This is a genomic window from Enterococcus casseliflavus NBRC 100478, assembly GCF_001544095.1.
Classification (GTDB): domain Bacteria; phylum Bacillota; class Bacilli; order Lactobacillales; family Enterococcaceae; genus Enterococcus_D; species Enterococcus_D casseliflavus.
This window is the reverse complement of the sequence record NZ_BCPT01000008.1, coordinates 133,642-158,832: the sequence shown is the minus strand read 5'-3', so window position 1 is coordinate 158,832 and position 25,191 is coordinate 133,642. Positions and strand designations below refer to the sequence as shown.

Genomic DNA, 25,191 nt, shown 5'->3' with positions numbered 1-25,191 from the left:
TTCCTTCTACATTCACTGCTTTTGCGGCCCTCTTCATGGTCCAAGAAGTTCTACTATAAGGCAGCTTCCCCTCGTTCATTGGTGCGAATCCGAATCGCTTCTTCCAACGGGTAGACGAATATTTTGCCGTCACCGACTTCATCTGTCCGACAGATCGATACAATCAGCTCAATCACCGCATCGACTTTTTCATCTGCTAAAACAAAACGGACATTTACTTTTGGTAAAAGAGTTGTGATCACTTCTTGGCCACGAATAAACTCTTTGAGCCCTTTTTGATTGCCACAGCCCAGCACTTGACTGACTGTCATGCCGCTGATCAAATCAGACTGGTCCAAAGCGGCCTTTAGTTCTTCTAATTTTTCTTGGCGAATAATCGCTTCAACTTTTTTCATGACTGCTCCTCCACTCTTAAGAGTCTAACCCCATAAAGGTAGGATAGGCCGTTTCGTCATGTTCGATCCGATCCATCCCCACTGCTTCTTCTTGTTGCGATACGCGAATCGGCATTACCCATTTGATCAAAGTGATAATGACAAAGGATAAGATACCTGCAAATAGAATCGTAAATACGATACTTTCGGCTTGTGCGAGAAAAAGATCAACGCCGCCATAGAGCAATCCTGACCGTCCACCCACTGTTGGATCCGCAAAGATCCCCGTCATCAAACCACCGAAGATCCCGCCTACCCCGTGGCAGCCAAAGGCATCCAGCGCATCATCTAATCCTAGACGATGTTTGATGACAGAAATAAAGAAGTAGCAAAACGGACTGACTAAAGCGCCAATGATAAAGGAAGACCAAAGCGAGACAAATCCCGCACCTGGTGTGATGGCAACTAAGCCCACGACGGCTCCAGTACACGCACCAACGATCGTCGGTTTGCCCAACACGATTTTTTCGATCAGCATCCAAGAAAGCATCGCACTGGCTGCAGCCGTATTCGTGGTCATTAGGGCGTGGATCGCTAGACCATCAGCTGCTAACGCAGAGCCAGCATTAAAGCCAAACCAGCCAAACCATAAAAGTCCAGCACCTAGTACTACAAAGGGAATATTATGAGGACGATATTCGGTTTGATGAAATTCTCGCCGCTTACCGACAACGATCGCTAAGACTAACCCACTGATACCCGAACTGATATGAACGACATTGCCTCCTGCAAAATCGATCGAGCCGATCGCATCTAAAAAACCGCCGCCCCATACCATATGTGCCATTGGAAAATACACGAGAGCTAGCCAGAAGCCGATAAATAGGAAAATAGCTGAGAAACGCATTCTGCCCACGACAGATCCAGTAATGATCGCCGTTGTAATCAAGGCAAACATCATTTGAAAGGCCGCAAATAACCCTTCAGGAATCCCTTCTCCTTCTGTCATCGAGACATGATTGAAAAAGACTTTATCTAAATTCCCAATAAATGAGCCTGTGCCGCTAAAAGATAAGGTATACCCTAAAGCGACCCATAGCACAGACGCCAAGCCCATCGTACAAATCACCATCATCATGGTATTGAGGATGTTTTTGCGACGTTCCAATCCTCCGTAAAAAAATGCCAATGCTGGAGTCATAAGAAAAACCATGCCGCTACAAATTAAAATAAATGCAATATTCCCTGTGTTCATTTTTGACGCCTCCTTTTCTTTATGTTAGTTATCCTAACATCATATTTTCAAATAATCTAGATTTTTCTGAGAAAACCGTGAATTTTCTGAAAATAGCTAACTATTGATGTCAGATAACTTAACACAAATCCGAAAAAAGACAAAAAAATACCGAGAGAATTCTCGGTATAATTACGTTTCTAATTGATGGTAGGCTTGATAAACAAGCTGTTTCTTCACTTGATTGCGTTTAGCCACTTCTTTGATGGCTTCTTTCGAAGACAAGTCTGCCTCTTCCATCAAGGCTGCCACCTGTTCAGCATAGCTTCCTTCATAAACGACTTCAGGGATTTCAGAAGCGCCTTCCACTAATAGACAGCATTCCCCTTTGATTGGTTGTTGGTCGAGGTATTCAATCAATTCTGAAAAGGTCCCTCGCAAATATTCTTCGTGGATTTTTGTCAATTCACGGCAGATAACTGCTTGACGTTCTCCCAATACCTCTTTCATCGTTTCGATCGTCGCTGCGATTCGATACGGTGACTCATAAAAAATCATCGTAGCTTTTTGGCTTGCCAATTCACTTAACGCTTGCTTTTGTTCTTTTTTCTTACGAGGTAAAAAGCCATAAAAAAGATTCGGCTGCGGTGATAAGCCAGAAGCGATCAGCGCGGTCAAACCAGCCGTAGGTCCTGGGAGCGCAATCACTGCGATTCCTTCGACCAAGCACGCCTTGACTAATTCATGACCTGGATCACTAATGGAGGGCATACCAGCATCACTGCATTGGGCAATAGTCTTGCCCATTTGCAGCTGTTCTATCAGCTGTGGCACCCGTTCTTTATAATTGTGTTCATGTAAGCTTTTTTGCGGTGTCGCAATCTCAAAATGATTCAACAATTTCTGGGTATTTCGAGTATCTTCACTTGCGATCAGGTCCGCTTCTTTTAAAATTTTGACACATCGGAACGTCATATCTTCCAAGTTACCGATCGGTGTTGGAACAAGATACAGTTTTCCAGTGTCTTGTTTATAACTTTGCTGCTTTTGCATGTACTGCTCCTTTCGAAAAAAAGACCAGCAGAAACTGATCTTTTTTCTAACGAACCGCTTCGTCTGTCAGCTATTTGCCGCTTTCACGATAGATCACTTCTAGACAAAACGCACAAGGTTCGTCATGTTCTCTGCGAGAACCATATAAGTCATAACAAACATGAAATCCTTCTTCGTAAATCTTTTCTAAGTTCATCCGTGATTTAGAAAGCTCTTGTTTGACCGATTCAGCGGGTGCATCTGCCACTTGGTTCAACTCACGAATGTGTTCACGTAAGCGTTGATTTTCCAATTCTAATGTCGTATTTTTTTCGACGATTTCTTGCAAAGACTGCTTCATTTCCGCTAGATTATTCAAGGAATTTTGCAACTCCACTTCTAACTGATTCAATCCGTCATATATTGATCGTTTGTCCATGCTCATTATGGTCACCTACTTATTTTGTCACTAGTTCTTCATAATCATACTCGATTGGTGTTTGCCGATCATGCAAACGGACTTTGATCACTCGGCTCAACAGATCCAGCCCGACCACACGTCCTTTGCCATCTGGCGTTTCAACTTCCTTGCCGCGATCCGGCAATTCTTTTTTTGCACGCTCATACTCTTCACTTTCGTACTTAAGACAACACATCAAACGACCACATAACCCTGAAATTTTTGCAGGATTCAAGGAGAGTCCTTGATCCTTAGCCATCTTGATGGACACTGGGATAAAATCGCCTAAAAACGTCGCACAGCATAGTTTGCGACCGCAGGGTCCAACTCCGCCTAGCGCCTTTGCTTCATCCCTGACACCAATTTGGCGCAGTTCGATCCGTGTATGAAATTCACTTGCCAAGTCTTTGACCAACTCACGAAAATCAACGCGGCTTTCTGCCGTGAACGAAAAAATCAGTTTTGTGCGCTCAAAGGTATATGCCACCCGAATCAGCTTCATTGGCAGCTGGTGTGCTCGGATTTTTTCTTTCCCGATTTTCAAAGCTTCGTCTGCTGCTTTTTGATTGGCGACAGCTTGCTCCAAATCTTTTTTCGTCGCTCGACGCAGGATCGGTTTGACTGCTTGAGGCAAATCGCTCTCATTCATTTTTCTGCTTTTTGTAACCACCGTGGCAAGACATTTGGCATCTTGTGATTCCACGATGACTTGTTCATTTATGGTATAGGTCTGTTTTTTTGGTGTGTAAAAATAAATCTGGCCCACGTCATGATAACGCACTCCGACAACTTCGATCATCTCTGGTCTCCTTTTCCGGCTGCTGCGTTTTATCCATAGATGATTTTCACGGAAAATTGTTCTGCCACTCCTTGGAAAGACACATTGGCTTGCAATTTTTTTTGTGCTTGCAATGCGGCTTCAATGGCACGATTGATCTCTTTTCCCCATAAACCTTGTGCCAACAATCGATCTCGTTCCTCTTGAAAGTAAAATAACAAGAGCAAAAAGATTTCTGATTGCTGATTTTTTTCTTTTGCTAGACCCAATAATTTTTTCTGAACAAAAATAAATGCTTGCGGGTCTTTCTTCAAAAGGTAATTCACCCAACGCTTAACAGCATCCTTAGTTTCATTAAACCATTCATTCTGCGAGATTTCAACTGCTTTATGATAACTATTCGTCAAGTGGCTCAGAAGTCGACTCGTCTCTTTGGAAAGTCCTTCTTCTTGGAGCTTCTCCTGTAGTTTTTCTTTTGACAGCTGCGAAAAATGAATGATCTGACAGCGAGACTGAATCGTCGGCAAAATACGTCCTAAACTCTCAGTTTCTAAAATCGCCAAAAAGTTTCCCACCGGTTCTTCCAAAAACTTTAATAGGCTGTTGGCAGCGCTGTTGTTCATTTTGTCAGCTTGAGACAAAATAAAGATTTTCAGACGACTTTCAAAGCCGCTTTTTGAGAACTCCTCTTGCAGCTGCCGAATCTGGTCGACTTTGATCATCTGCCCATCCGGCTCGATTTGGATGACGTCAGGATGCTCTCCTTGGGCGATCCGCAGACAATTGCTGCATGTGCCGCACGGGGCTTCTTCTTGCACATTGGTACAAAAAAGGCGTTTTGCGAGCCACAGACTTAATTCGTGCTTGCCAGTCCCCTTGTCCCCTTCAAAAAGATAAGCATGAGCAATGCGCCCATGCTTGATACTTTTTTTTAGTTGGGCAAAAACAAGAGGCTGATATTCTTGTAGAAATAACTCCTCCATGAAAAGCTCCTTTTTTAATATTGATGGAATCCGTCAACCGGTAGCACGAACACAGTTGCTCCGCCGACTTCGACTTCGACTGGATAAGGAACTTGACCGTCTAAGGAAATGTCTAAAGACATCGGTGTCGAGACATATTGTTTTCTTGATTGACAGGTTTTTTTGATCAATTCTAATGCATCTTGTACCCGATCGTCTTCAATACCAATGATAAACGTACTGTTGCCAGCCTTTAAAAACCCACCCGTTGAGGACAATTTTGTAGCACGGATATTGGCATCAATAAACTCATTTGCCAAACGATTACTGTCTTTGTCTTGTACGATTGCCATAATTAATTTCATGGGACCATCTCCTTTGTGTTATCCAACCTACTCTAGATTGACTTGAAGTAAGCAGGATACGATTCAACGATTGCTGAATAGCTGGATTCAACAACTTCTTGTAACCCCATTCTAGCATCAATCTTATGAATGCGTACAGGATTTTCTTCCGCCAGCTTAAGATACGCATGACGAACCCGTTGATGAAACTCCAATCCTTCCGAATCTAAGCGGTCATATTGATGTGCGCGGTTTTCTTGGATGCGACGCAAGCCAGTATCAGAGTCAACATCTAGATACAAGGTAAAATCAGGCGTCGTTCCTTCCGTCGCAAACTCGTTGATCCGTGCGATCTCAGGAATCCCGATGCGGCGTCCAGCTCCTTGATAGGCAAGCGAACTGTCAACAAAGCGGTCACAGATCACGATGTGTCCAGCATTTAATGCCGGCAGGACAACCTCAATCAAGTGTTGGCGGCGGGCCGCTGCATAAAGTAAGGCTTCCGTCCGCTCATCCATTTCTTCATTTCGCGGATCTAAAATAATTTTACGAATCTTTTCAGCGATTTTAACTCCGCCAGGTTCTCTTGTTTTCACGATTTTTCTTGTTGCTTCAAGCTGTAACCGAGGATACAACTCTTCGATCACACTGGTTTTTCCAGCACCATCCGGTCCTTCGATGGTTATAAACAATCCATTCACCCTAATTGCCTCCAATATCTTTATAATTCTCGGCGACCTTCTACTGCTTTTAGCAAGGTCACTTCATCCGCGTATTCAATATCGCTGCCCACAGATAAGCCATGAGCCAAACGCGTGACTTTAATACCAGCAGGCTTGATCAAACGTGACATATACATCGCCGTTGCTTCACCTTCCGTGGTCGCATTGGTCGCAATAATCACTTCTTTGACCTGATCATCATGCAGCCGCTGTATCAGCGATGCAATGTTGATATCTTCTGGACCTGTCCCTTCCATCGGGGATAACACGCCATGCAGCACATGATAAAGTCCATGATACTCCCGGACTTTTTCTAGTGCCATGACATCTTTAGGCTCTTCAACCACTAAAATCGTTTCTTTGTCTCTTGTTGGATCACTACAGATCTCACAAGGATCTTCTTCAGTTATATTTCCGCAAATACTGCAAAAGTGCAAATCTCGTTTGACACTAAGCAACGATTTGGCAAACTCATTGACGACTTCTTCTTTCATATCGATCGTATAAAATGCCAAACGTGTCGCGGTTTTTTGTCCGATTCCCGGCAGTTTCATGTAACTGTCGATCAATCGGGCGATCGGTTCAGGATATTGCACCGTCATTTCTCCTTTTATAGACCCGGAATGTTTCTTGTGTATTTGCCCATCGTTTGTTCCGATTCTTTTTCAATTTTCTTCAATCCGTCATTGACAGCTAAAATGATCATATCTTGCAGCATTTCCACATCGTCAGCATCAACGATCGCTTCATTGATAGTAATGTCTTGTAACGTCTTATCGCCAGTAAAGGTCGCTTTGACATAGCCATTTGTCGATTCGCCGATAAATTGTTTGCTGTTCAGCGCTTCTTGTTCTTTCATCATTTCTTTTTGCATTTTTTGCATTTGTTTCATCATGCCTTGCATATTTCCCATGCCTCGCATCATTATCAATCACTCCATTTTCATTAATTTTCTTCAATGCTGGTTAATTCACCAAATAACTCTTGCGCTTTTGTTACTAAGTCGTCATTTTCAGGTTCGACAGGAGCGGCTTCGGTCTCTTCTTGGTCTACTTCAATTTCCGAATCTGCCGTTGCTTGACCGCCGGCCAAAAACTCTTGCCGTAGTGCTGGCCAACTTTCTTTTGTGATAAAGACAGCCTGTGGGGCGTAGTCTTTGATCATGCGAGACAATTGATTATGGATCATCAATTGAAACTCTTGGTCGTTACTTGCTCGCTGGCATAAGATCTCATAGTCAAAAGCGATCACGACGCCCGATTCGCTGGCAGCTTTTGCTTCACTGGAATGCAGCATCGCTCTTTGCGTCACGGAAAGAGACATCAAAAGATCGTCCCAAACATTGCGAACGTTTGCCAAGTCTTTCTTCGTTGCACTTTTCAGTACTTGGAACACGCGTTCCTTTGGTAAACGGAACGTAGTACTCGCCTTGGCTTTCTTCACTGGCGCAGTGGTTTCCGCAACGGCACCTGCCGGTCGATTCTCCTGCAGTCGTTGCACCTCTGCCTGAAGTTTTTGCAATGCTTGCCGTAACTGCGCCACTTCTTGACTATTATCAGCTGAATTGCTAGCAACAGCAGCACTTTCTGGATCATTGGCTAATTTGACCACAGCCACTTCCAGATAGATCGTAGGATTGTTCGTAAATCGTACTTCATTTTGCGTATCGTTTAAGACCGTGATCCAGTGATAGATTTTTGCTGGCGGGGTATTTTTTGCCAGTGTTTGAAACGCTTCAGTCAATTGCAGCGACTTTTCAGATAGCAGCTGCGGCGCTTGTTGATACATCAGCAAGTCTCGACAATAAACCAACAAGTTTTCTAATAAACGTCGGGCTTCTTTACCAGAGGCTAATAACTCCCGCAAGGTCGCTAACGCATCGGCAACTTCTTTTTCCCCGCAAGCTTGCATCAGCCGGTCCATCATTTCATAGGACAAGCTGCCCGTCACTTCAAGAGCATCTTGGGTCGTTACGGTTCCATCACTAAAAGCGATCGCCTGGTCGGTGATACTCAAGGCATCCCGCATACCGCCTTCTGCGGCTCGCGCAATGATCTGTAAAGCTTCTGCTTCGTAATTGATCTCACTAGTAGTAAGGACCGTTTCTAAATGACCCACGATATCTTGCGTATTGATCCGTTTGAAATCAAAACGTTGGGTTCGAGAAATGATCGTTGCTGGAATCTTATGGGGCTCTGTTGTTGCCAAAATAAAGACAACATTTTTCCGTGGTTCTTCCAATGTTTTTAGTAAAGCGTTGAATGCGCCTGTTGACAGCATGTGCACTTCATCAATGATATAAACTTTGTATTCAGCTTGGGTCGGTGCATAGTTCGCACGATCACGAATAAAGCGAATTTCTTCTACACCGTTGTTGCTTGCCGCATCGATTTCGATCACGTCTTCTTGCGTCCCTGCTGTGATTGAGCGACACATATCGCACTCATTGCAAGGCTCACCGTTGACCTGGTTCGGACAATTGATGGCTTTGGCAAAAATTTTCGCTGCACTTGTTTTCCCGGTTCCTCGAGGACCAGTAAATAAATAGGCATGCGAGATCTGGTTTTGATCGATTGCATTTTTTAAGGTTTGGGTAATTGCTTTTTGTCCGACAACATCATCAAAACGCTGAGAACGCCAAACACGATATAATGCTTGATAAGCCATAGTTTTCCACACTCATTTCAAAATTCGCTACCTTCTATTATACGTAATATCAGCCAAAAAAACCACCGTTTGCGTGGGGGAATCTCAAAAGAAATGGAAATTTAATCCGCAACCTCCAATTTGTCTCTTTTATTCAAATCCACCTGCGAACGAACCGTTTATTGATGGATTTTGCGAAAAACTCCTCTCCAACTTTAGACTGATAACGTAAATCTCACCTCCTATGGTATAATGAATCTATGTTCATCTATTGTGATGAAAACAATTTAAAGGAGGACTGAAAATGGGTATTATCAAAGCGGCAACAAGCGCAATTGGCGGCGGATTAGCAGATCAATGGCTAGAGGTGATCGAGCCTGACAATATGAGCGATTCGACAGTAATGACAAAAGGTGTCAAAGTGCGGCGTAATGACAAACGCGGTTCCAACAGAAAAGGGACAGAAGATGTCATCACTGATGGCTCAGTGATCCATGTCTATCCGAATATGATGATGTTATTGGTTGATGGCGGGCGAATCATCGATTATACCGCCGAAGAAGGCTACTATACAGTGAAAAACGAATTAGCGCCTTCAATGTTAAACGGTTCATTGAAAGATGCGATTTCTGAAACGTTTGACCGCTTTAAGTTTGGTGGCGTTACACCGCAAAAACAACAAGTTTTTTATATCAATCTACAAGAAATCAAAGGGATTCGCTTCGGTACTTCCTCGCCTTTGAATTATTTTGACAACTTTTACAACGCAGAACTTTTCTTGCGGGCGCACGGAAACTATTCCTTACGAATTACCGATCCAATTTTGTTCTATACGAATGCGATCCCAAAAAACAAAAGTCAAGTCGATATCAACGACATCAACGAGCAGTACTTAGCTGAATTTTTGACCGCCCTACAAACAGCGATCAACAAAATGTCCGCTGATGGCGAACGAATTTCTTACGTTCCATCTAAGAGCATGGAATTAAGCAAATATATGGGAACAGTTCTTGATGACAGCTGGCGAGAACTCCGAGGAATGGAAATCGTTTCGGTTGCCGTCGCAAGCATCTCTTATACGGATGATTCCGTAAAATTGATCAACATGCGGAACCAAGGGGCAATGTTAGGTGACCCTTCGATTCGTGAAGGCTATGTTCAAGGTTCGGTAGCTCGTGGTATGGAATCTGCCGGTAGCAATGCCGCTGGCGCTACGACTGGGTTTGTTGGCATGGGCATGGGGATGAACGCTGGTGGCGGTTATTTGAACCAAGCGTCACAAAACAACCAACAGCAGATGCAGCAGCAACAAGCACCTGCACAAAGCAACGCAGATCATTGGGACTGCCCACAATGCGGCACATCTAATACTGGTAAATTCTGCAGCAATTGCGGCACGCCTAAACCAACGAGCGATGGACCAAGTCTGAAAATGAAATGCAGCGATTGTGGTGAAGTGATCGATTTAGCCAACGGCATTCCAAAATTCTGTCCGAATTGCGGCAAACCTTTCAAAGGTGTCCCAGTAGACTAATTGAGGAGGATTGCTGATGGATGTTATCACACATAAGTGCCCCAATTGCGGGGGTGCTTTAACTTTTGATCCTGGCGATCAAAAATTTCATTGTCCATTTTGTCTGAGTATTTTTACTGAAGACGAAGTCACTGCCTTTGAAGAAAAGCAAAAAGAAGCGCAAATGGCCGCTGATTCTTCTGTAGATGCTACGGCTACCTCAGTGACGGAGCCGAGCCTTGAAGAAGAAGTGCAGCAACAAGCCAATGCACAAGCGGGACAGATGGACCTTTTCACCTGCCCCAGCTGCGGTGCTGAAATCGTGACGGATGCGACTACAGCTGCAACCTATTGCTACTTTTGCCATAACCCGGTCGTTTTATCTGGACGGCTTTCGGGAGAATTTTTGCCAAACAAAGTCCTTCCCTTTGCGATCGAAAAAGAAGAAGCAACGCAAAAGTTTTTAGAATGGGCGCAAAAGAAAAAATTCGTCCCACGGGATTTCTTCGACCAAGCACAAGTAGAGAAATTGACTGGCGTATACTTCCCTTATTGGGTCGTCGATGCCGAGATGAACGGCTCCCTCTCAGGAATGGGTACCTCCTTGCGAATTTGGCGCGTTGGTGATATTGAATATACTGAACACAAACAATACGATGTCTTGCGACGAGGAAAAATCAAGGTGAATGAATTGCTCAAGCATGCGCTGTCAAAAAACGTCCAGCAAAAAATGGTGACTGGCGTTCAGCCGTTTCCTCTTGAAAAAGCTGTTAATTTTCGCAGTCAGTATTTAGCCGGCTTCCAAGCAGAAAAAAGAGACATTGAATACATTGATCTTTCCGACGAAGTCAAAAACGAGTTATCGGGGTATGCTGAAAACCTGTTAGCAGGTACCGTCAATGGCTATACTAGTTTTAAACGCAACAATCGATCCATCAATCTAACAAAAGAAGAAAACAATTACGTTTTGCTTCCTGTATGGCTAGTGACCTATCGAGCCGATGATGAAAACAAGAGTGCCTTTTATTATGCGATGAATGGGCAAACAGGAAAAGTCAGCGGTGTTTTACCAATCAGTTACAAACGCTTGGGAATCGTCAGTGGCGCAATTTTCGCGGCAACGACCATCCTCGCATTGATTGGAGCGTATTTCTTATGAAAAAACTATCCTATTTGTTGCTTCTGCTGGTTGGCTTTTTCTTCACCACCCTGCCCGCCTTCGCAGCCGAAGAGACAGTCGCAGACCACGCTGGACTTTTTACCGAACAAGAAATCCAGAAGTTGAATGAAGAAGCAGAAGCGCTGAATGCGAAAATCAAAGGCGAAGTGTTTATTCAAACAACGAACAGCAACACGGGAGATATCGAGTTGTATACTAATCGATATCTTTCAAGACGGATCGGCAACGACAACAATGGATCCGCTTTGGTGATCGATATGTCGCAACGTAAATTTCACGTTTCGACTTCTGGAAATATGATCGATTACCTCACTGACTCACGTCTAGACAAGCTACTTGATGCAGTATTTGACCAGATGGCAGAGGGAAATTATTACCAAGCGGCATTGGTCTATCTGCAAAAAGCGGCTGGTTTTGTGGAAGCAGGTGTTCCTGCCGATCACTATCGTATCGATCGTGATACTGGAAAAATTACTTATTACAAAGTGATGACGCCACTAGAAATTGCTATTTGCTTAGCAATCGCAGCAGTGATCAGTATCGCCTTTTTCATCATTGTTAAATCCCGTTACCAATTAAAAATGGGCGGCTACAAATTTAACTATCTAGAAAAATCAAGTATTGATCTGACCCAAAAAGAAGATCGCTTAGTCAACTCCTTTGTCACAACCAGACGCATCCCCCGTCCTTCGAATAATGGCGGTGGCGGCGGTGGCGGCGGTGGTGGCGGTTTTTCTGGCGGTGGCGGCGGCAGTACGACCCACTCTTCTGGTGGCGGTACTTTCGGCGGCGGCGGACGCAGTTTCTAATCGTTAAATAGTTGTTTTGAATGTAAAAAAGAGTTCCTTCAAACGGGAACTCTTTTTTTTGCTGCTATTCATACCATGAATCGACAAGATCCTTTAGCTATCGTCACAATGATTTTGACCCTATCGCAGGTAAAGATATAGAGATCCTTTTGATAATTTCAAATGCACCTCATCGATTTTACTTGAGTATGCTTTTTATTCAAATCATTTCCTTAAACACAGAGAAATCAATATTGCCGCCGGAGACCAAAGCCACAGTTTTCTTTCCTCGAAGTAAATGATCGATCTGTCCGCTTAAAATCGCCGCTGTACTTAATGCACCAGCACCTTCTGCAATGACTTTTTCCTTCAAAGCCAAGTAATGGATCGCTTGTTCGATGTCGGATTCTTCAACTAAGACCGTTTCATCGATACGGGTCTTCAAAACATCATAGGTCAGCTCCCCTGCTAAAGCAACATCACAGCCATCGGCGATCGTTCTACTGCGGCGATTGGCTACCAGCTTTTGCTGCCAGATCGATGCGATCATACCATAAACGCCATAGGATTGAACGCCGATGATTTTGACTTCTGGACGAAGTTCTTTTAAGGCTAAAGCCATCCCAGCGATCAACCCACCACCGCCAATGGGAATAATGACATTATCAACATCTGGAAGATCCTCCAACAGTTCGATCGCAATCGTTCCTTGCCCCTCCATTACTGCACGATCATCAAAGGGAGAGACAAAAACTTCGCCACTGTCTTTCATGGCGTCTACTGTCAGTTGTTTGGTTTCATCAAACGTCTCTCCTGCTAAAACGACTTGTGCGCCATAGCTTCTTGTCGCCTCTATTTTTGTTTTAGCAGCCGTTAATGGCATAAAGATTCGGACATTGATCCCCAGTAACGATCCTGCGAGAGCAACACCTTGCGCATGATTTCCTGCAGAACAGGCGATGACACCGCGAAGTTTTTCTGCATCAGTCAATGAAGCGAGCTTGTTATACGCCCCCCGCGCTTTAAAGGAGCCGGTACGCTGTAGATTTTCTAATTTCAAAAATATCGTGCCCTCTTTTTCTTTGCCTAAAATATTACTTGGTGCAAGTGGTGTATGGATCATGATTGGTTTCAATCGTCGATACGCAGCAGCGATCCCCAGACTGTCCGTCAACACTTCCTCAATCACAAACGTTCCCCCTTTTTTGTTTTTTTATACTCTCATTGAAGCACAGAACTTGTAGAAAAACAAACTGGGGAACTCGTACAAGCAAAGAGCACTTCCCAATCCTTTACACGTCAATGTCACCAACTATTCTTACAGAAGAATTTTCAGAAAATAATGACATTTCTTTTCTGAAGTGCTATACTTAGAAAAATTAAAAAAGGGTGTGAACGAATGACAATCGATTGGTCAAATTTAGGGTTTTCTTATATGAAGACGCCATGGCGTTTTTTGGCAACATGGAAAGACGGTTCTTGGAATGAAGGCGAACTTACCGAGGATAATTATCTGCATATCCACGAGGGATCAACCGCTCTTCATTATGGACAACAATGTTTTGAAGGACTAAAAGCCTACCGAAGAAAAGATGGCGGCATCAATTTGTTCCGTCCAGACGAAAATAGCAAACGGATGAATCGCAGTGCCTATCGCCTGCGCATGCCAGAGGTTCCTGAGGACTTTTTCTTAGATGCGGTAAAACAAGTAGTAAAAGCAAATCAGGAATATGTTCCACCTTATGGCAGCGGCGCCACCTTGTATATTCGTCCTCTATTGATTGGGGTCGGAGAAAACATCGGTGTCAGTCCAGCACCAGAGTATATTTTTACGGTTTTTTGTATGCCTGTCGGTCCTTACTTTAAGGGCGGATTGACACCGACCAATTTCATTGTTTCTGATTATGATCGCGCGGCACCAAATGGTACTGGCGCAGCCAAAGTTGGTGGAAATTATGCTGCGAGTTTGTTGCCTGGATACGAAGCCCATCAGCGGAAATTTTCCGACTGCATCTATCTGGATCCAGAAACGCATACCAAAATCGAAGAAGTCGGTTCTGCTAACTTTTTCGGAATCACGGCTGACAATGAATTTGTGACACCAAAATCTCCTTCTATTTTGCCAAGTATCACAAAATATTCATTGCTGCATCTAGCGCAACACTCATTAGGATTGACCCCTGTTGAAGGCGATGTTTATCTCAATGAGCTGGATCGGTTTGTCGAAGCGGGTGCCTGCGGAACAGCTGCTGTTATCTCCCCAATCGGCGGGATCCAAAACGGTGAGGATTTTCATGTGTTCTATAGTGAAACGGAAGTTGGTCCACAAACAAAAGCATTGTATGATCAATTGACCGGCATTCAATTTGGAGATATTGCGGCCCCAACAGGTTGGATCTTTGATGTCCCATTGAAATAGCCACACCCATAGACCATCATAAAACGAACGGTCCACTGTGATCGTTCGTTTTATTCTCTTTCCGCCAACCAATTCCTTTCCATCAGGAGAGAATTGATTGCCACAACTCTTTCGACTTGTTACAATCATAGCAAAGGGAGGCGTAATGATGGGTAAACGACTCGGCTATTCTTTGCTTGCAACAGCATTGTATTTGGTGGTTTCCAATATCGGTAATCTCGTTTTTGGTATCAACCGCAGCTTTAGCTGGACCACAACATTGTGGGAAGCATTTTTCTTTTTTATTTTTGTGTTCCTATTCCAACAATTCCGAAAAAAATAAGCAGTGATCCTCGCTAGTAAGAAACGGGGATTGCTGCTTATTCCTTTTGCAGGAATTTCATTTACAAAAAAAAAGCGCCAAATCCCTTCATACAAAAGGATTTGACACTAAGAAAAATTATTTAACTGTTACTGAAGCGCCAACTTCTTCTAAAGCTGCTTTCAATGCTTCAGCTTCGTCTTTAGAGATGCCTTCTTTAACTGCTGAAGGAGCTCCGTCAACGACTGCTTTCGCTTCTTTCAAGCCTAAGCCAGTTGCTTCACGAACTGCTTTGATAACTTTAACTTTTTGATCGCCAGCTGCAGTCAATTCTACAGTGAATTCAGTTTGTTCTTCAGCAGCACCAGCATCGCCAGCTCCACCAGCTACAGCTACAGGAGCTGCAGCAGATACGCCAAATTCTTCTTCGATAGCTTTAATTAAATCGTTTAATTCTAAGATTGTCGCGCCTTTTAGCTCTTCGACAATGTTTTCAATGTTCAATGCCATTTTGTTTTCCTCCATTTAAGTAAGTAGTTTAGTTTTTTAATACTGAAAAATCATGCGGCAATTATGCTGCATCTTCTTCTTTTTCTGCCACTGCTTTGACAGCGTAAGCCACGTTGCGGATAGGTGCTTGTAGCACAGATAGCAACATAGAAAGAAGTCCTTCGCGGTTTGGCAATTTCGCCAATGCAGTAATTTCTTCCAATGAAGAAACTTTGCCTTCGATGATACCGCCTTTGATTTCTAAAGCTTTTGCGTCTTTTGCGAAATCGTTAATGATTTTTGCAGGTGCAACAACGTCTTCGTTACTGAATGCTACGGCAGTAGGACCAGTGAATACTTCACCTAAACCTTCTAGACCAGCTTTTTCAGCAGCACGAGAAAGAATTGAGTTTTTGATAACTTTCATCTCAACGTTTGCATCACGCAATTGTTTACGTAAGCGAGTTACTTCATCAACAGTTAGTCCACGGTAGTCAACAACGACTACAGATGCGGCTGCAGAGAATTTTTCACTCACTTCATCAACGATCGCGGATTTTTTAGCGATAGCTGCTTCACTCATTTATATTTCACCTCCTGATTTTGATGGAAGAGTTTCTTCGAAACGAACGGTTCCTTTGTCTTAAAAAAAGACAATAAAAAACTCTATGCCACCGTAGACATAGAGGGACTATTGAAGGTTCTCAATAAACGTCCTCGGTAGGGAATTAAGGCAAATGCCACCTACTGTCTTCGGTACAGTTAAACTTTTAACCTTGACTACCTTACCATAGATAAGGCAGTCAAGTCAATAAAAGTTTTAAATTTTTGTATTAGATTAGAAAGAAGCTTGTTCTACATGGATCCCAGGTCCAAATGTTGTTGTAACTGAGATATTTTTCATGTATTGACCTTTTGCTGCTGAAGGTTTAGCTTTCAACAATGTTTCATGGATTGTTTTGAAGTTTTCGATTAATTTGTCATCTTCGAATGAAACTTTTCCGATTGGTACGTGGATGTTTCCAGCTTTGTCAACACGGTAAGTTACTTTACCAGCTTTAACTTCGTTAACTGCTTTTGTTACGTCCATTGTTACTGTACCAGTTTTAGGGTTAGGCATCAAACCTTTAGGGCCTAACACACGACCTAATTTACCAACAGTAGCCATCATGTCAGGCGTTGCAACAACAACGTCAAAATCGAACCAGCCACCTTGGATTTTTTGAACCATATCGTCGTCACCAACGAAATCAGCACCAGCTGCTTCTGCTTCTTTGGCTTTATCGCCTTTAGCAAAAACTAAAACTGTTTGTGTTTTACCAGTACCGTTTGGTAATACAACCGCGCCACGGATTTGTTGATCCGCTTTTTTAGGGTCTACGTTTAATTTGTAAGCAACTTCAACCGTTGCGTCGAATTTTGCAATATTTGTTTCTTTTGCCAAAGCTACTGCTTCTTCAACTGAATAAGCTTTTGTAGCATCAACTTTTTTCAATGCTTCTTGCATTTTTTTGCTTTTTTTAGCCATTTTGTTTCCTCCTTGATGTGGTTATAACGGTAGAACCTCCCACGTGTCCCATATTTTTCAATATGAAGCCGACTGAGAAGCTACTTCCTTAGGGCTGTAATTATTCTACAGTGATCCCCATGCTTCGTGCAGTTCCTTCAACCATGCGCATTGCTGCTTCAACGTCAGCTGCGTTTAGGTCTTCCATTTTCAATTCAGCGATTTCTTTTACTTGATCGCGTGAAACTTTTGCAACTTTTGTTTTGTTTGGTTCGCCTGAACCTTTTTCAACGTTTGCTGCTTTTTTCAACAATACTGCTGCTGGTGGTGTTTTTGTAACGAAAGTAAATGAACGGTCTTCGTATACAGAGATCACTACTGGAATGATCAAACCTGCTTGATCAGCTGTACGAGCATTGAATTCTTTAGTGAATCCCATGATGTTGATACCCGCTTGACCTAGCGCAGGACCTACCGGCGGAGCTGGTGTTGCTTTACCTGCAGGAATTTGCAATTTAACGATTTTTTCTACTTTTTTTGCCACGAGACATACCTCCTTGAGTCCGTGATGTGGTTAATTGGAGATCCAAATTTCTCCTCCCACTTTGGTGATTCATGTGCACACACAAAAAACGTGTGACGAAAGCACACTGGAATATTATAGCATCTTTAAGGAATAATTCAAGGTTTTTCAGCTGTTTTTTTTTTGAAAAAATACTCACCAACGCTTTTCATCCTTCCTTTGATAAAAAAATAAATAAAAATCTCTTGCTTTTGGTCTGCTTTTTTCATTCTCTCATTTTTTTATGCTACACTACTACTGGAATTCTTCCCTATTCGTTTACTACTATCGAGGTGAAAAAAATGGAACAATTAAAATACCGCAGTGTATTTGATATAATCGGTCCCATCATGGTGGGTCCCAGCAGTTCTCATACAGCCGGTGCGGCTCGGATCGGAAAAATCGTTCGCAGTATTTTTGGTGAACAGCCAGACAGTGTTGATATCCTTTTGTATGAATCGTTTGCCAAAACCTATCGCGGTCATGGAACCGATATTGCGTTAGTTGGCGGTCTTTTAGGCATGGAGCCAGATGATGCTCGCCTAGCAGACTCTTTAAAAATCGCTTATGAGAAAGGGATCGAAGTCCTATTCGTTCCTAAAAAAGAAAAAGCGGAACATCCAAATATGGTCAAGATGATTTTGACAAAAGGTAGCCACAAACTTTCTGTCACTGGTATCTCGATCGGTGGTGGTAATATTCAAATCTCAGAGCTTAACGGCTTCAAAATTTCTCTGACGCTGGGTACGCCAACTTATGTGATCGTTCATCAAGATGTTCCAGGAATGATTGCAAAAGTAACCAATTTACTATCAGAGGCTCAAATCAATATCGGTACGATGACCGTAACAAGAGAAGCTGTCGGTGATAAAGCAATCATGATCATCGAAGTCGATCAGCGCAATGATCAGCTGGCGCAACAAATCAAAGTTTTGCCACACGTTTACAGCGCTGCGTATTTTGATTAAAGGAGAAAAGGCACATGTTCTATACAATAGAAGAATTAGTAACAGAGAGTAAAAATTATCCTTCCGTTGCAGAGATGATGATTGCGATCGAAGCTGAAAATACTGGCCGTAGTCGCGAACAGATCCTTGCAATCATGGAAAAGAATTTAGTTGTTATGGAACAATCAGTCGCTGAAGGTGTCGCTGGTGTAAAATCGGTGACGGGATTGACCGGCGGCGATGCGACACGCATGAACGACTACCTTGCTGCCGGTGATTTTTTAAGCGGAGAAACCATTCTACAAGCGGTCCAAAATGCCATTGCAGTCAACGAAGTCAATGCGAAAATGGGCTTGATCTGTGCAACACCGACCGCCGGTAGTGCGGGTGTTGTTTCTGGTGTCTTGATGGCCGTACGTGAACGTTTGGCACTGACTCGAGCGCAACAAGTCGACTTTTTGTTTACAGCCGGCGCCTTTGGTCTAGTGATTGCCAACAATGCCTCGATTTCTGGAGCCGAAGGCGGTTGTCAAGCGGAGATCGGTTCTGCTAGCGCAATGGCAGCGGCAGCTTTGGTTTGTGCAAAAGGTGGCACCCCTCACCAAGCGGCTCAAGCGGTGGCGATCACCCTCAAAAATATGATGGGCTTGATTTGTGACCCTGTCGCGGGCTTAGTCGAAGTCCCATGCGTGAAGCGCAATGCCCTGGGATCTTCCCAAGCCTTTATCTCTGCCGACATGGCACTGGCAGGAATCGAAAGTGTTATCCCACCTGATGAAGTGGTCTTAGCGATGTATCAAGTCGGTCGCCAAATGCCTAGCATTTTCAAGGAAACGGCTGAAGGCGGTCTAGCCATGACACCGACTGCCCAACGCTTGCAGGCAGAAATCTTAGAAGCCAATCGTTGATTTTTTTAGAAACGAACACGAATAAAAACCAACCAAGAACAACCAATCGTTGCTTGTTCTTGGTTGGTTTTCATTTTCCCATGATTTCCAGCGACGAAAAGACAAGTAATCCACACTTGTTAAACAAGTAACAAACGACATTGGCGGTTTTTCTACTCCCACTCGCCTACTCCATAGTGTTTCTTTTGGGCAACGGGTTTTAATACCTTCACAGGCTCGGAAAATTTAGGTTTCCCTTCTGTTTGATCCAACGTGACCAATGGCTGCTCGCTTTCTTGTGCTTTCAAGTCCATTTGTGGTTTTTCTTCCTGGGTAGCTTGTGCCTGATCGGCTGATTTTTGCCAGAGCTGTTTGCTGAGATCCAATAAGGGAATGATCATCATGGCGACGAGCCCGCCAGAAAAACCATTGTTATACAAGTTCAAGCCACCATGTAAGAAATCAATATTCAGTACCATTGAGGCGTGGACAAAACCGACCACCAAGCCGCCTTTCCAGCCATAGGCATTTGTTACTGCACAGAGCATCATCGCAAAAATCGCTGACGTGACTGTAACCGTCTCGTTGATGGTGTATACGCTCAATAGATTGGCGATCGTCACCCCTGCCAATAAAGGCAGCGAGTTAAACACATGAGAGCCACAAGCAGAAAAGCCGATGACACAAAAGATCGCACCGATAACTGGTCCATTTAAAACCGCACCAATACTGACAACGTAAGCCACTAACAAGAATGTCATTAACCCCATATTGATCATGGTATTGTAAACGCCGGTATCCCTTAAAATATCGCGCTCGATTTTGCCACTATGCGACCAAATCGCTCGCATATTCAATCGTTTTTTCTTAATCGCCATCAACAAACCATAGCCGACGAATACCCCTCCTAAAACCAGCATCATAAAAATCAATCGAGGTTGCTGTTCTTGAGATACTAATGTTCTTAGCTCGATCGTTAAGCCAAACATTCGGCAGATGGCAGCGACCAGTGTGCATAGCATCCCTGAAGTAAATCCCGCACTGTATAGACTGACACTTTGAAACAGCGCTTGAAAGTATAAAGCCATAGGAACCATCAAAAAACCGGTGAAGATCCCAATGCCATACCCCATCACAAGACTAAAATATGGTGGCAAGGAATCATTGAAAGCAAAATAGCTGACGATTGGGGAAACCGATGACCCATAGAGGGCGATCAACAAAAATTTTTTCAATGGTTCGTTCATAAAATACGAATACAGTCGAACGCCTAAAAATATTGGGATAAAATTCAGGAGATTTTTCCCAAAAAAGCCATAGCCAGTCACCATGAAGATCGCAGAGACGGCACCGCCCGTGATCGGTACCCGATAGTGATAGCAAATCGAGATCGCTACAAAGGTCATCAGACTGCTATTTAACAAAGCCGTCCCTACCGAGGTCATGGCAATATAATCGGTGACTAAATGACTTTCCGAAAACAAAATCAACTTGAGCTCTTCGATTGCCACCATTGGATCAAAAAACAACATAGCAAAGAAAAATAGCAGCAAATTGAAAAGAAATAACAAGCTATATCCATTATGTACAGAGATCATCCCTTTACCATGGGGATGAAAATCATTGTGAAACTTTACTCTAAAAAAAGTGACTAGTTTTGACATAGGACCCCTTCCTCTTATAAAGCGCTTACTGATTTTGAGAAAAAAAGTGGGCCAACGAATTGGTCCACTTTATTCTCATTACTGTTATTTTACCGTAAAAGAGTCATTCTTGCTAGTGAGTCCAGTAGTTAAATCTTATCTACTTGCTCAAAATCAAGTTCTGTACTCGTTTCACGACCGAACATATCGATGTTCACTTTTAGTTTTTGTTTTTCTTCATCGATTTCTGCTACTTGTCCTTCTAGACCAGAAAACGCACCTTCGATGATTTTGACGGTTTCGCCAATTTCTACTTCCAGTTCAACTGTCCGAGTGCTCATACCGATCGAACGTAAAATTGAATTGATTTCTTCTTGTAATAAAGGCGCTGGCTTGCTTCCTGCACCATGGGAACCAACGAAACCTGTTACCCCAGGAGTATTACGTACAACGTACCAAGATTCATCCGTCATGACCATTTCAACTAATACATAGCCAGGAAATGTTTTATGAACGATTTCTTTGGTTTTGCCGTTTTTTTCTTCTGTTTCTACTTCTTCGGGAACGACGACACGGAAAATATAATCACCCATACCCATGCTTTGTGCACGTGACTCTAGGTTCGCTTTTACTTTGTTTTCATAGCCAGAATACGTATGCAGTACATACCAATTTTTTTCAAAAGATTCCATTTTTTTCGGACTCCCCATCTTTTTGTAAAATAAAAAAACCTCAGCTGCACCGAAGTTTTTCCTCAAAGCGATTATAGCATGATTTGCGATAAATGACTAGCGCTATCAGTAAGAAGTCTTACTTTAGGATCCAATTGAAGACTGTTTGAATCAGTGTGTCCATCACAAAGAACATCAATGCAAAAATAATGGTTGTTTGAATCACCACAAAGGTATCTTTACGTAATTGCTTTTTCGATGGCCAAGAAACGTTTTTCATTTCTTCAACAACATTTTTCAAAAATTTCATTTGATTCCCTCCTTACTTCGTTTCACGATGCAACGTATATTGATTACAATACTTGCAAAATTTGTTGATTTCAAGGCGTTCGCCTTTTTTACCTTCACTGACTGATTTTGAATAGTTGCGGGATCCGCAGACAGAACAAGCCAAAGCAGCTTTTTTTGTTGCCATCTTAGTGTCCTCCCCCTTTTTATAAAGTTTTCCAACACTAAAAATACCATTTATTTAAGAATGTGTCAATTTTTGATTTTCTGTCGTAAAAATATAGTTTCTTCTAATTTTGTGGTATGATAATGGTGTTAAATGGGTATTTGGGAGGGAAAATTATGTTATTAAAAACAATGGTTTACAAAAAACGCGATTTAACAACGGTAAAAGAAACAGCTACTTTAGAAGAAGCGCTGGCAATTTTGGAAGAATCTGGTTATCGTTGTGTGCCTATCCTAGATGAATCAGGCAAGATTTTCAGAGGAAATATTTATAAAATGCACATTTATCGCCACAAAGCAAACGGCGGCGACATGACTTTGCCAGTCACTTATCTACTAAAAAATGCGACCAAATTTATTTATGTCAATTCTTCTTTCTTTAACGTTTTCTTTACGATCAAAGAATTGCCTTATATTGCTGTATTAGATGAAAACAATCAATTTTATGGCATCTTGACACACAGTTCTTTGTTGAACATGTTGTCACAATCATGGAGTGTTGAGCAAGGAAGCTATGTGTTGACGATCGCATCAACTGGTCAACAAGGCGACTTAGCAGTCATCGCAAAAATAATCGCAAAATACAGCAGTATTGCCAGCTGTATCACATTGGATATCGGTAAAGATGAATTTATCCGTCGTACGATGATCACTTTACCAGCGAACACATCAAAAGAATTATGCGACAAGATCGTTTCTCAACTGGAAGCAAAAAATTTCAAAGTTGTGGAGATCGAAGACCTAAAAGCAGAATAAAACAAAAGATCATTCCTAAAAAAGAAAGGAATGATCTTTTTTCTTGTTTTTTGAGAACCATCAAAGCAAAAAACAAGATTTTTTTTAAACGCGCTTATCGAAACGAACGGCACGATTGATGATATACATCACAGGTGCAGTGATCGTCATCACGATAAATTCACTCAATGCCGTTGTTGCAAAGGTTGGCCAGAAAGGTAATGCTAAGGTGATGTTTAGCATAATCGCAATCAGGAACATGCTTAATGAAAAAACAATTGTATTAAATGCGAGTCTTAAGAAAACATTTGGAATCTTCTTATGTACCAAGGCAGTTGCTCCTAAGGCTAAAAAGCTTCCGAAACCGCCGAATACGACATCCAAGATCCCCATTCCAAAGAACAAGTTATACACAACGACCCCACCGACGACACCCCACATCAATTTTCTGTTGAAAACGACTAAGTGATTCAACCCTTCAGATATTCTGAATTGAATCGCTCCTGAGGCGACTGGTGCGACCAGAACCGTTACAGCAACATAAAGTGCCATAATGATCCCATTGGCTGCGACGACACGCAAACGTTGATTGGTTAGATTTGTTGATTTTTCCATTTGATCCCTACTTTCTCCGAGTTTTGATTACGCGGGATGGTTGATGAACCGCGGTGCGCTTCGCACAAGTACTTATTATACACATTAATAGCCATATATCAATGTTAAACCAGCCAAATCCTTTTCTAAATCCCCTTAAAAGCTTTTTCTAAGTCAAGTTTCTCACCGATTGCCATTCATTCAGTGCTTCTTCATTCTACTTAAACAAGCTAGTCACGGCTCATGGGGTAGCTTTTATTTTTGGCTGCCAATAAAAGCATACTTTTGGAAAGCAAACTCAATGAGAAATACTCTTGCAAAGCCTACGCTTACTAATAAAAAAGTACCGCTAGTCATGCTGATCTTTCAGATAGCAAAACTAAAAAAAGAAGGGAGAGAAGCACTTGTAATTGATGTCGCAAATCACGTGATGGATAATCATATTTTTTTACTTTAATGAGGTGCGCAATAAATATGTTACAATATACTCATATAAACAAAAATAAAAGGAGGAAAAGGTGTAATAATGAAAAAAATATCGATAAACTTAATAACTCTCCTTCTGATGGTCATAGCTGTTGGTTGTGGAAATGGTAATGGTAATGAAAATATCACAAAAGAAGACTTACAAAAAAATGACTGGCTTATTGAGATAGATGATGATGGTGAGTATGCAGTGATGACAGCCACATTTAGTGAAACGAATCTTACTATTGGTACCGATAATAGCTCGCTACAATCAGAAGAAGATGATGAACTGGAAGAGCTTGGAGTAGCTTTTGATGGGGTAGTCTGGGAAGAATTCGAGTATACCTACAACTATACCCTTGAAGACAATCAGCTAGTGATGCAAGATCCAGAATATGAAACTGAGATGTCCTACTTCTTCCTTGAAAGAGATGGTAAAAATATTATTTTTACATTTATTGAAGGAATGAACGATGAAGATGGTAGCTTTGTGCTGAAACCTCGCTAAAAAAAGGATCAGCCTATAAAGCGGGCAGCCAGTAAACTTACTTTGTGAATCCTCATATCTAGCAAAAAATACTATGAAATAAAAAACTCCTTTCCCGCTGAGGGGAAGGAATTGTTTATAGTGATCGAACCAGTTTCAAGTGCCCGATTGTGTACACATTGACTGAGTCCTTCTCTATTTAGCTGGTCGAAAGCCCTCTTTGTAAGCTTCCACCTCTGTCTTGAACATACGAATCGGAATGGTCGTTTTCTTATAGTATTGACTACCCGGTAGGTGATAAATCTTTTGTTTTGACCCTTTGATCAACCCTTTGCCCCGTTTATCTACATATTTTTTCAGTCCATCTCGAAAGCCATTATTCGTCGTTCCAGGTGCTTTCCCACCTTTTTTTACCAGCTTAATCTGAATTGCTTCCAATTGAAAGCCAAAGCCAGAAGTTCCTGAGGACTGCCCGTTTTTTGCCCAGCCCATCCAGCCAAATTGTTGTGCATTGACTCGATAATAGACATCATAGTATTTAGCGATCTCACCGGTAAGTTTGATTTGGATCGCTTCCAAACGTTGCCCCTTACCGCTTGTACCAGATAGCGCACCATTTTTTCTAAAAGATTTTTCTCATCCTTGTTTCTGAATGGATGTTTTATATTCAATACTTCCTTTATATTTTTCGTTTGTAATTTTTATTTTGATTGCTTCAAGTCGCTTCCCTTTTCCTGTAGCCCCTGACGTCTGAGCGTTTGTTTTCCATGATTGCCACCCTTGAGACTGGACATTCGTTTGATAGCTCACGCTCGGTGAAGAAGCAGCGAAAACTGTCACTGGAAAAACAACAAAACCAAGTAAGAAAACAAGTAATACAGAAACTTTTTTCATTTTATCCCCTCCTTATTTTTGATTATCTCAATATAATATCT

The 25,191-nt window shown here is 42.4% G+C and carries 32 protein-coding genes, 1 pseudogene and 1 other annotated feature; of the genes and pseudogenes, 9 read left to right on the top strand and 24 right to left on the bottom strand.

Features of this window, described 5'->3' with window-relative positions:
• Nucleotides 1-53: 53 nt before the first annotated feature.
• The 11 genes from ECA1_RS08845 to dnaX form a co-directional block, all read right to left on the bottom strand.
• Nucleotides 54-395 (bottom strand): P-II family nitrogen regulator, encoded by a 342-nt coding sequence (locus ECA1_RS08845; RefSeq protein WP_005229830.1) that lies wholly within the window; start codon nucleotides 393-395, stop codon nucleotides 54-56.
• Between the two features lie 16 nt (nucleotides 396-411).
• On the bottom strand, nucleotides 412-1,629 hold the full coding sequence (locus ECA1_RS08840; RefSeq protein ID WP_060792262.1) for an ammonium transporter: 1,218 nt from the start codon (nucleotides 1,627-1,629) through the stop codon (nucleotides 412-414).
• Nucleotides 1,630-1,800: 171 nt separating this feature from the next.
• Nucleotides 1,801-2,661 (bottom strand): 16S rRNA (cytidine(1402)-2'-O)-methyltransferase, encoded by an 861-nt coding sequence (rsmI, locus tag ECA1_RS08835; protein WP_015509949.1) that lies wholly within the window; start codon nucleotides 2,659-2,661, stop codon nucleotides 1,801-1,803.
• A 70-nt stretch (nucleotides 2,662-2,731) separates the two neighbouring features.
• Nucleotides 2,732-3,079 carry a DNA replication initiation control protein YabA gene (locus tag ECA1_RS08830; RefSeq protein WP_026008088.1) on the bottom strand — a complete coding sequence of 116 codons (348 nt, stop codon included), beginning with the start codon at nucleotides 3,077-3,079 and terminating at the stop codon, nucleotides 2,732-2,734.
• Nucleotides 3,080-3,098: 19 nt separating this feature from the next.
• The gene (locus tag ECA1_RS08825) at nucleotides 3,099-3,899 is read right to left on the bottom strand and encodes a PSP1 domain-containing protein (protein WP_060792261.1); all 801 of its coding nucleotides are present in this window, start codon (nucleotides 3,897-3,899) and stop codon (nucleotides 3,099-3,101) included.
• 29 nt (nucleotides 3,900-3,928) lie between these two features.
• Nucleotides 3,929-4,861, bottom strand: a complete 933-nt coding sequence (gene holB, locus ECA1_RS08820; protein WP_015509950.1) for a DNA polymerase III subunit delta' — start codon at nucleotides 4,859-4,861, stop codon at nucleotides 3,929-3,931.
• Nucleotides 4,862-4,875: 14 nt separating this feature from the next.
• Nucleotides 4,876-5,205: a cyclic di-AMP receptor DarA gene (darA, locus tag ECA1_RS08815; RefSeq protein WP_005229817.1), complete on the bottom strand. Its 330-nt coding sequence runs from the start codon at nucleotides 5,203-5,205 to the stop codon at nucleotides 4,876-4,878.
• Nucleotides 5,206-5,237: 32 nt separating this feature from the next.
• Complete coding sequence (gene tmk, locus ECA1_RS08810; protein ID WP_005229815.1) at nucleotides 5,238-5,885, bottom strand: dTMP kinase; 648 nt, start codon at nucleotides 5,883-5,885, stop codon at nucleotides 5,238-5,240.
• Between the two features lie 20 nt (nucleotides 5,886-5,905).
• Nucleotides 5,906-6,502: a recombination mediator RecR gene (recR, locus tag ECA1_RS08805; RefSeq protein ID WP_005229813.1), complete on the bottom strand. Its 597-nt coding sequence runs from the start codon at nucleotides 6,500-6,502 to the stop codon at nucleotides 5,906-5,908.
• 14 nt (nucleotides 6,503-6,516) lie between these two features.
• Entirely contained in the window at nucleotides 6,517-6,831 is a 315-nt protein-coding gene (locus tag ECA1_RS08800; protein WP_005229811.1) for a YbaB/EbfC family nucleoid-associated protein, read from the bottom strand.
• Between the two features lie 20 nt (nucleotides 6,832-6,851).
• Nucleotides 6,852-8,573 carry a DNA polymerase III subunit gamma/tau gene (gene dnaX, locus ECA1_RS08795; protein ID WP_060792260.1) on the bottom strand — a complete coding sequence of 574 codons (1,722 nt, stop codon included), beginning with the start codon at nucleotides 8,571-8,573 and terminating at the stop codon, nucleotides 6,852-6,854.
• 283 nt (nucleotides 8,574-8,856) lie between these two features.
• Here dnaX and ECA1_RS08790 point away from each other — a divergent pair, with 283 nt between their 5' ends.
• Genes ECA1_RS08790 through ECA1_RS08780 form a run of 3 tightly spaced genes read left to right on the top strand, consistent with a single transcriptional unit; the run spans nucleotide 8,857 to nucleotide 12,054 of the window.
• Nucleotides 8,857-10,086: an SPFH domain-containing protein gene (locus ECA1_RS08790; RefSeq protein WP_010749514.1), complete on the top strand. Its 1,230-nt coding sequence runs from the start codon at nucleotides 8,857-8,859 to the stop codon at nucleotides 10,084-10,086.
• Between the two features lie 16 nt (nucleotides 10,087-10,102).
• Nucleotides 10,103-11,224, top strand: coding sequence for a TFIIB-type zinc ribbon-containing protein (locus ECA1_RS08785; protein WP_060792259.1), 1,122 nt, complete (start codon nucleotides 10,103-10,105; stop codon nucleotides 11,222-11,224).
• Nucleotides 11,221-12,054, top strand: a complete 834-nt coding sequence (locus ECA1_RS08780; RefSeq protein WP_060792258.1) for a TPM domain-containing protein — start codon at nucleotides 11,221-11,223, stop codon at nucleotides 12,052-12,054. Before ECA1_RS08785 ends, ECA1_RS08780 begins: the two co-directional genes overlap by 4 nt.
• 199 nt (nucleotides 12,055-12,253) lie before the next feature.
• On the opposite strand, the gene ECA1_RS08775 is transcribed toward ECA1_RS08780, so the two are convergent.
• Entirely contained in the window at nucleotides 12,254-13,222 is a 969-nt protein-coding gene (locus ECA1_RS08775) for a pyridoxal-phosphate dependent enzyme (protein ID WP_010749511.1), read from the bottom strand.
• Nucleotides 13,223-13,432: 210 nt separating this feature from the next.
• Between ECA1_RS08775 and ECA1_RS08770 the strand changes: the two genes are divergently transcribed.
• Both ECA1_RS08770 and ECA1_RS17625 read left to right on the top strand, forming a co-directional pair.
• The gene (locus tag ECA1_RS08770) at nucleotides 13,433-14,452 is read left to right on the top strand and encodes a branched-chain amino acid aminotransferase (RefSeq protein WP_060792257.1); all 1,020 of its coding nucleotides are present in this window, start codon (nucleotides 13,433-13,435) and stop codon (nucleotides 14,450-14,452) included.
• 148 nt (nucleotides 14,453-14,600) lie between these two features.
• A complete protein-coding gene (locus tag ECA1_RS17625; protein ID WP_005231922.1) occupies nucleotides 14,601-14,774 on the top strand; it encodes a hypothetical protein in 174 nt (57 codons plus the stop codon).
• A 117-nt stretch (nucleotides 14,775-14,891) separates the two neighbouring features.
• Here ECA1_RS17625 and rplL read toward each other — a convergent pair whose 3' ends face one another.
• The 4 genes from rplL to rplK all read right to left on the bottom strand — a co-directional run bounded on the left by rplL (nucleotide 14,892) and on the right by rplK (nucleotide 17,293).
• Nucleotides 14,892-15,263, bottom strand: coding sequence for a 50S ribosomal protein L7/L12 (gene rplL, locus ECA1_RS08765; RefSeq protein ID WP_003127081.1), 372 nt, complete (start codon nucleotides 15,261-15,263; stop codon nucleotides 14,892-14,894).
• Between the two features lie 61 nt (nucleotides 15,264-15,324).
• On the bottom strand, nucleotides 15,325-15,825 hold the full coding sequence (gene rplJ / locus ECA1_RS08760; RefSeq protein WP_016610861.1) for a 50S ribosomal protein L10: 501 nt from the start codon (nucleotides 15,823-15,825) through the stop codon (nucleotides 15,325-15,327).
• A 65-nt stretch (nucleotides 15,826-15,890) separates the two neighbouring features.
• Nucleotides 15,891-16,017: a sequence feature (ribosomal protein L10 leader region), on the bottom strand.
• A 63-nt stretch (nucleotides 16,018-16,080) separates the two neighbouring features.
• Nucleotides 16,081-16,770, bottom strand: coding sequence for a 50S ribosomal protein L1 (rplA, locus tag ECA1_RS08755; RefSeq protein ID WP_005229790.1), 690 nt, complete (start codon nucleotides 16,768-16,770; stop codon nucleotides 16,081-16,083).
• Nucleotides 16,771-16,870: 100 nt separating this feature from the next.
• Nucleotides 16,871-17,293: a 50S ribosomal protein L11 gene (gene rplK / locus ECA1_RS08750; RefSeq protein WP_005229787.1), complete on the bottom strand. Its 423-nt coding sequence runs from the start codon at nucleotides 17,291-17,293 to the stop codon at nucleotides 16,871-16,873.
• Between the two features lie 320 nt (nucleotides 17,294-17,613).
• Between rplK and sdaAB the strand changes: the two genes are divergently transcribed.
• Together sdaAB and sdaAA are read left to right on the top strand one after the other, a co-directional pair.
• A complete protein-coding gene (gene sdaAB, locus ECA1_RS08745) occupies nucleotides 17,614-18,279 on the top strand; it encodes an L-serine ammonia-lyase, iron-sulfur-dependent subunit beta (protein WP_005229781.1) in 666 nt (221 codons plus the stop codon).
• A gap of 14 nt (nucleotides 18,280-18,293) precedes the next feature.
• Nucleotides 18,294-19,166, top strand: a complete 873-nt coding sequence (gene sdaAA / locus ECA1_RS08740; protein ID WP_010749448.1) for an L-serine ammonia-lyase, iron-sulfur-dependent, subunit alpha — start codon at nucleotides 18,294-18,296, stop codon at nucleotides 19,164-19,166.
• On the opposite strand, the gene ECA1_RS17460 is transcribed toward sdaAA, so the two are convergent.
• From ECA1_RS17460 to rpmG, 5 genes are all read right to left on the bottom strand, one after another.
• The gene (locus ECA1_RS17460) at nucleotides 19,149-19,328 is read right to left on the bottom strand and encodes a hypothetical protein (protein ID WP_153883781.1); all 180 of its coding nucleotides are present in this window, start codon (nucleotides 19,326-19,328) and stop codon (nucleotides 19,149-19,151) included. The genes sdaAA and ECA1_RS17460 overlap by 18 nt on opposite strands.
• Nucleotides 19,319-20,809, bottom strand: a complete 1,491-nt coding sequence (locus ECA1_RS08735) for a DUF1576 domain-containing protein (RefSeq protein WP_060792256.1) — start codon at nucleotides 20,807-20,809, stop codon at nucleotides 19,319-19,321. Before ECA1_RS08735 ends, ECA1_RS17460 begins: the two co-directional genes overlap by 10 nt.
• 128 nt (nucleotides 20,810-20,937) lie before the next feature.
• Nucleotides 20,938-21,480, bottom strand: a complete 543-nt coding sequence (gene nusG, locus ECA1_RS08730) for a transcription termination/antitermination protein NusG (protein ID WP_005229769.1) — start codon at nucleotides 21,478-21,480, stop codon at nucleotides 20,938-20,940.
• Nucleotides 21,481-21,598: 118 nt separating this feature from the next.
• Nucleotides 21,599-21,769, bottom strand: a complete 171-nt coding sequence (gene secE / locus ECA1_RS08725; RefSeq protein WP_005229766.1) for a preprotein translocase subunit SecE — start codon at nucleotides 21,767-21,769, stop codon at nucleotides 21,599-21,601.
• A gap of 12 nt (nucleotides 21,770-21,781) precedes the next feature.
• Entirely contained in the window at nucleotides 21,782-21,934 is a 153-nt protein-coding gene (rpmG, locus tag ECA1_RS08720) for a 50S ribosomal protein L33 (RefSeq protein WP_005229764.1), read from the bottom strand.
• Between the two features lie 155 nt (nucleotides 21,935-22,089).
• On the opposite strand from rpmG, the gene cbpA reads away from it, so the two are divergent.
• A complete protein-coding gene (gene cbpA, locus ECA1_RS08715; RefSeq protein ID WP_005229762.1) occupies nucleotides 22,090-22,728 on the top strand; it encodes a cyclic di-AMP binding protein CbpA in 639 nt (212 codons plus the stop codon).
• 84 nt (nucleotides 22,729-22,812) lie between these two features.
• Here cbpA and ECA1_RS08710 read toward each other — a convergent pair whose 3' ends face one another.
• Nucleotides 22,813-23,322, bottom strand: coding sequence for a QueT transporter family protein (locus tag ECA1_RS08710; protein ID WP_005229760.1), 510 nt, complete (start codon nucleotides 23,320-23,322; stop codon nucleotides 22,813-22,815).
• 505 nt (nucleotides 23,323-23,827) lie between these two features.
• On the opposite strand from ECA1_RS08710, the gene ECA1_RS08705 reads away from it, so the two are divergent.
• Nucleotides 23,828-24,277 carry a hypothetical protein gene (locus tag ECA1_RS08705; RefSeq protein WP_060792255.1) on the top strand — a complete coding sequence of 150 codons (450 nt, stop codon included), beginning with the start codon at nucleotides 23,828-23,830 and terminating at the stop codon, nucleotides 24,275-24,277.
• A gap of 174 nt (nucleotides 24,278-24,451) precedes the next feature.
• Here ECA1_RS08705 and ECA1_RS18070 read toward each other — a convergent pair whose 3' ends face one another.
• Complete coding sequence (locus ECA1_RS18070; RefSeq protein ID WP_434056708.1) at nucleotides 24,452-24,694, bottom strand: sunset domain-containing protein; 243 nt, start codon at nucleotides 24,692-24,694, stop codon at nucleotides 24,452-24,454.
• Nucleotides 24,677-25,150: pseudogene (locus tag ECA1_RS17825) on the bottom strand (hypothetical protein); the annotation flags it as partial. The pseudogene ECA1_RS17825 and the gene ECA1_RS18070, both read right to left, overlap by 18 nt.
• Between the last annotated feature and the right edge of the window lie 41 nt (nucleotides 25,151-25,191).

Excerpts from the sequence above, each read along its gene's own strand:
- nusG (WP_005229769.1), bottom strand. The coding sequence starts at position 21,480 with ATGGAATCTTTTGAAAAAAATTGGTATGTACTGCATACGTATTCTGGC.
- ECA1_RS08790 (WP_010749514.1), top strand. The coding sequence starts at position 8,857 with ATGGGTATTATCAAAGCGGCAACAAGCGCAATTGGCGGCGGATTAGCA.
- ECA1_RS08705 (WP_060792255.1), top strand. The coding sequence starts at position 23,828 with ATGAAAAAAATATCGATAAACTTAATAACTCTCCTTCTGATGGTCATA.
- ECA1_RS08800 (WP_005229811.1), bottom strand. The coding sequence starts at position 6,831 with ATGATGCGAGGCATGGGAAATATGCAAGGCATGATGAAACAAATGCAA.
- ECA1_RS08735 (WP_060792256.1), bottom strand. The coding sequence starts at position 20,809 with ATGTCAAAACTAGTCACTTTTTTTAGAGTAAAGTTTCACAATGATTTT.
- ECA1_RS08710 (WP_005229760.1), bottom strand. The coding sequence starts at position 23,322 with ATGGAAAAATCAACAAATCTAACCAATCAACGTTTGCGTGTCGTCGCA.
- dnaX (WP_060792260.1), bottom strand. The coding sequence starts at position 8,573 with ATGGCTTATCAAGCATTATATCGTGTTTGGCGTTCTCAGCGTTTTGAT.
- sdaAA (WP_010749448.1), top strand. The coding sequence starts at position 18,294 with ATGTTCTATACAATAGAAGAATTAGTAACAGAGAGTAAAAATTATCCT.
- ECA1_RS08825 (WP_060792261.1), bottom strand. The coding sequence starts at position 3,899 with ATGATCGAAGTTGTCGGAGTGCGTTATCATGACGTGGGCCAGATTTAT.
- ECA1_RS08830 (WP_026008088.1), bottom strand. The coding sequence starts at position 3,079 with ATGGACAAACGATCAATATATGACGGATTGAATCAGTTAGAAGTGGAG.
- rsmI (WP_015509949.1), bottom strand. The coding sequence starts at position 2,661 with ATGCAAAAGCAGCAAAGTTATAAACAAGACACTGGAAAACTGTATCTT.
- ECA1_RS08780 (WP_060792258.1), top strand. The coding sequence starts at position 11,221 with ATGAAAAAACTATCCTATTTGTTGCTTCTGCTGGTTGGCTTTTTCTTC.
- rplL (WP_003127081.1), bottom strand. The coding sequence starts at position 15,263 with ATGGCATTGAACATTGAAAACATTGTCGAAGAGCTAAAAGGCGCGACA.
- rplJ (WP_016610861.1), bottom strand. The coding sequence starts at position 15,825 with ATGAGTGAAGCAGCTATCGCTAAAAAATCCGCGATCGTTGATGAAGTG.
- cbpA (WP_005229762.1), top strand. The coding sequence starts at position 22,090 with ATGTTATTAAAAACAATGGTTTACAAAAAACGCGATTTAACAACGGTA.
- rpmG (WP_005229764.1), bottom strand. The coding sequence starts at position 21,934 with ATGGCAACAAAAAAAGCTGCTTTGGCTTGTTCTGTCTGCGGATCCCGC.
- sdaAB (WP_005229781.1), top strand. The coding sequence starts at position 17,614 with ATGGAACAATTAAAATACCGCAGTGTATTTGATATAATCGGTCCCATC.
- ECA1_RS08785 (WP_060792259.1), top strand. The coding sequence starts at position 10,103 with ATGGATGTTATCACACATAAGTGCCCCAATTGCGGGGGTGCTTTAACT.
- rplA (WP_005229790.1), bottom strand. The coding sequence starts at position 16,770 with ATGGCTAAAAAAAGCAAAAAAATGCAAGAAGCATTGAAAAAAGTTGAT.
- ECA1_RS08770 (WP_060792257.1), top strand. The coding sequence starts at position 13,433 with ATGACAATCGATTGGTCAAATTTAGGGTTTTCTTATATGAAGACGCCA.
- ECA1_RS08840 (WP_060792262.1), bottom strand. The coding sequence starts at position 1,629 with ATGAACACAGGGAATATTGCATTTATTTTAATTTGTAGCGGCATGGTT.
- secE (WP_005229766.1), bottom strand. The coding sequence starts at position 21,769 with ATGAAATTTTTGAAAAATGTTGTTGAAGAAATGAAAAACGTTTCTTGG.
- holB (WP_015509950.1), bottom strand. The coding sequence starts at position 4,861 with ATGGAGGAGTTATTTCTACAAGAATATCAGCCTCTTGTTTTTGCCCAA.
- darA (WP_005229817.1), bottom strand. The coding sequence starts at position 5,205 with ATGAAATTAATTATGGCAATCGTACAAGACAAAGACAGTAATCGTTTG.
- ECA1_RS08845 (WP_005229830.1), bottom strand. The coding sequence starts at position 395 with ATGAAAAAAGTTGAAGCGATTATTCGCCAAGAAAAATTAGAAGAACTA.
- ECA1_RS17625 (WP_005231922.1), top strand. The coding sequence starts at position 14,601 with ATGGGTAAACGACTCGGCTATTCTTTGCTTGCAACAGCATTGTATTTG.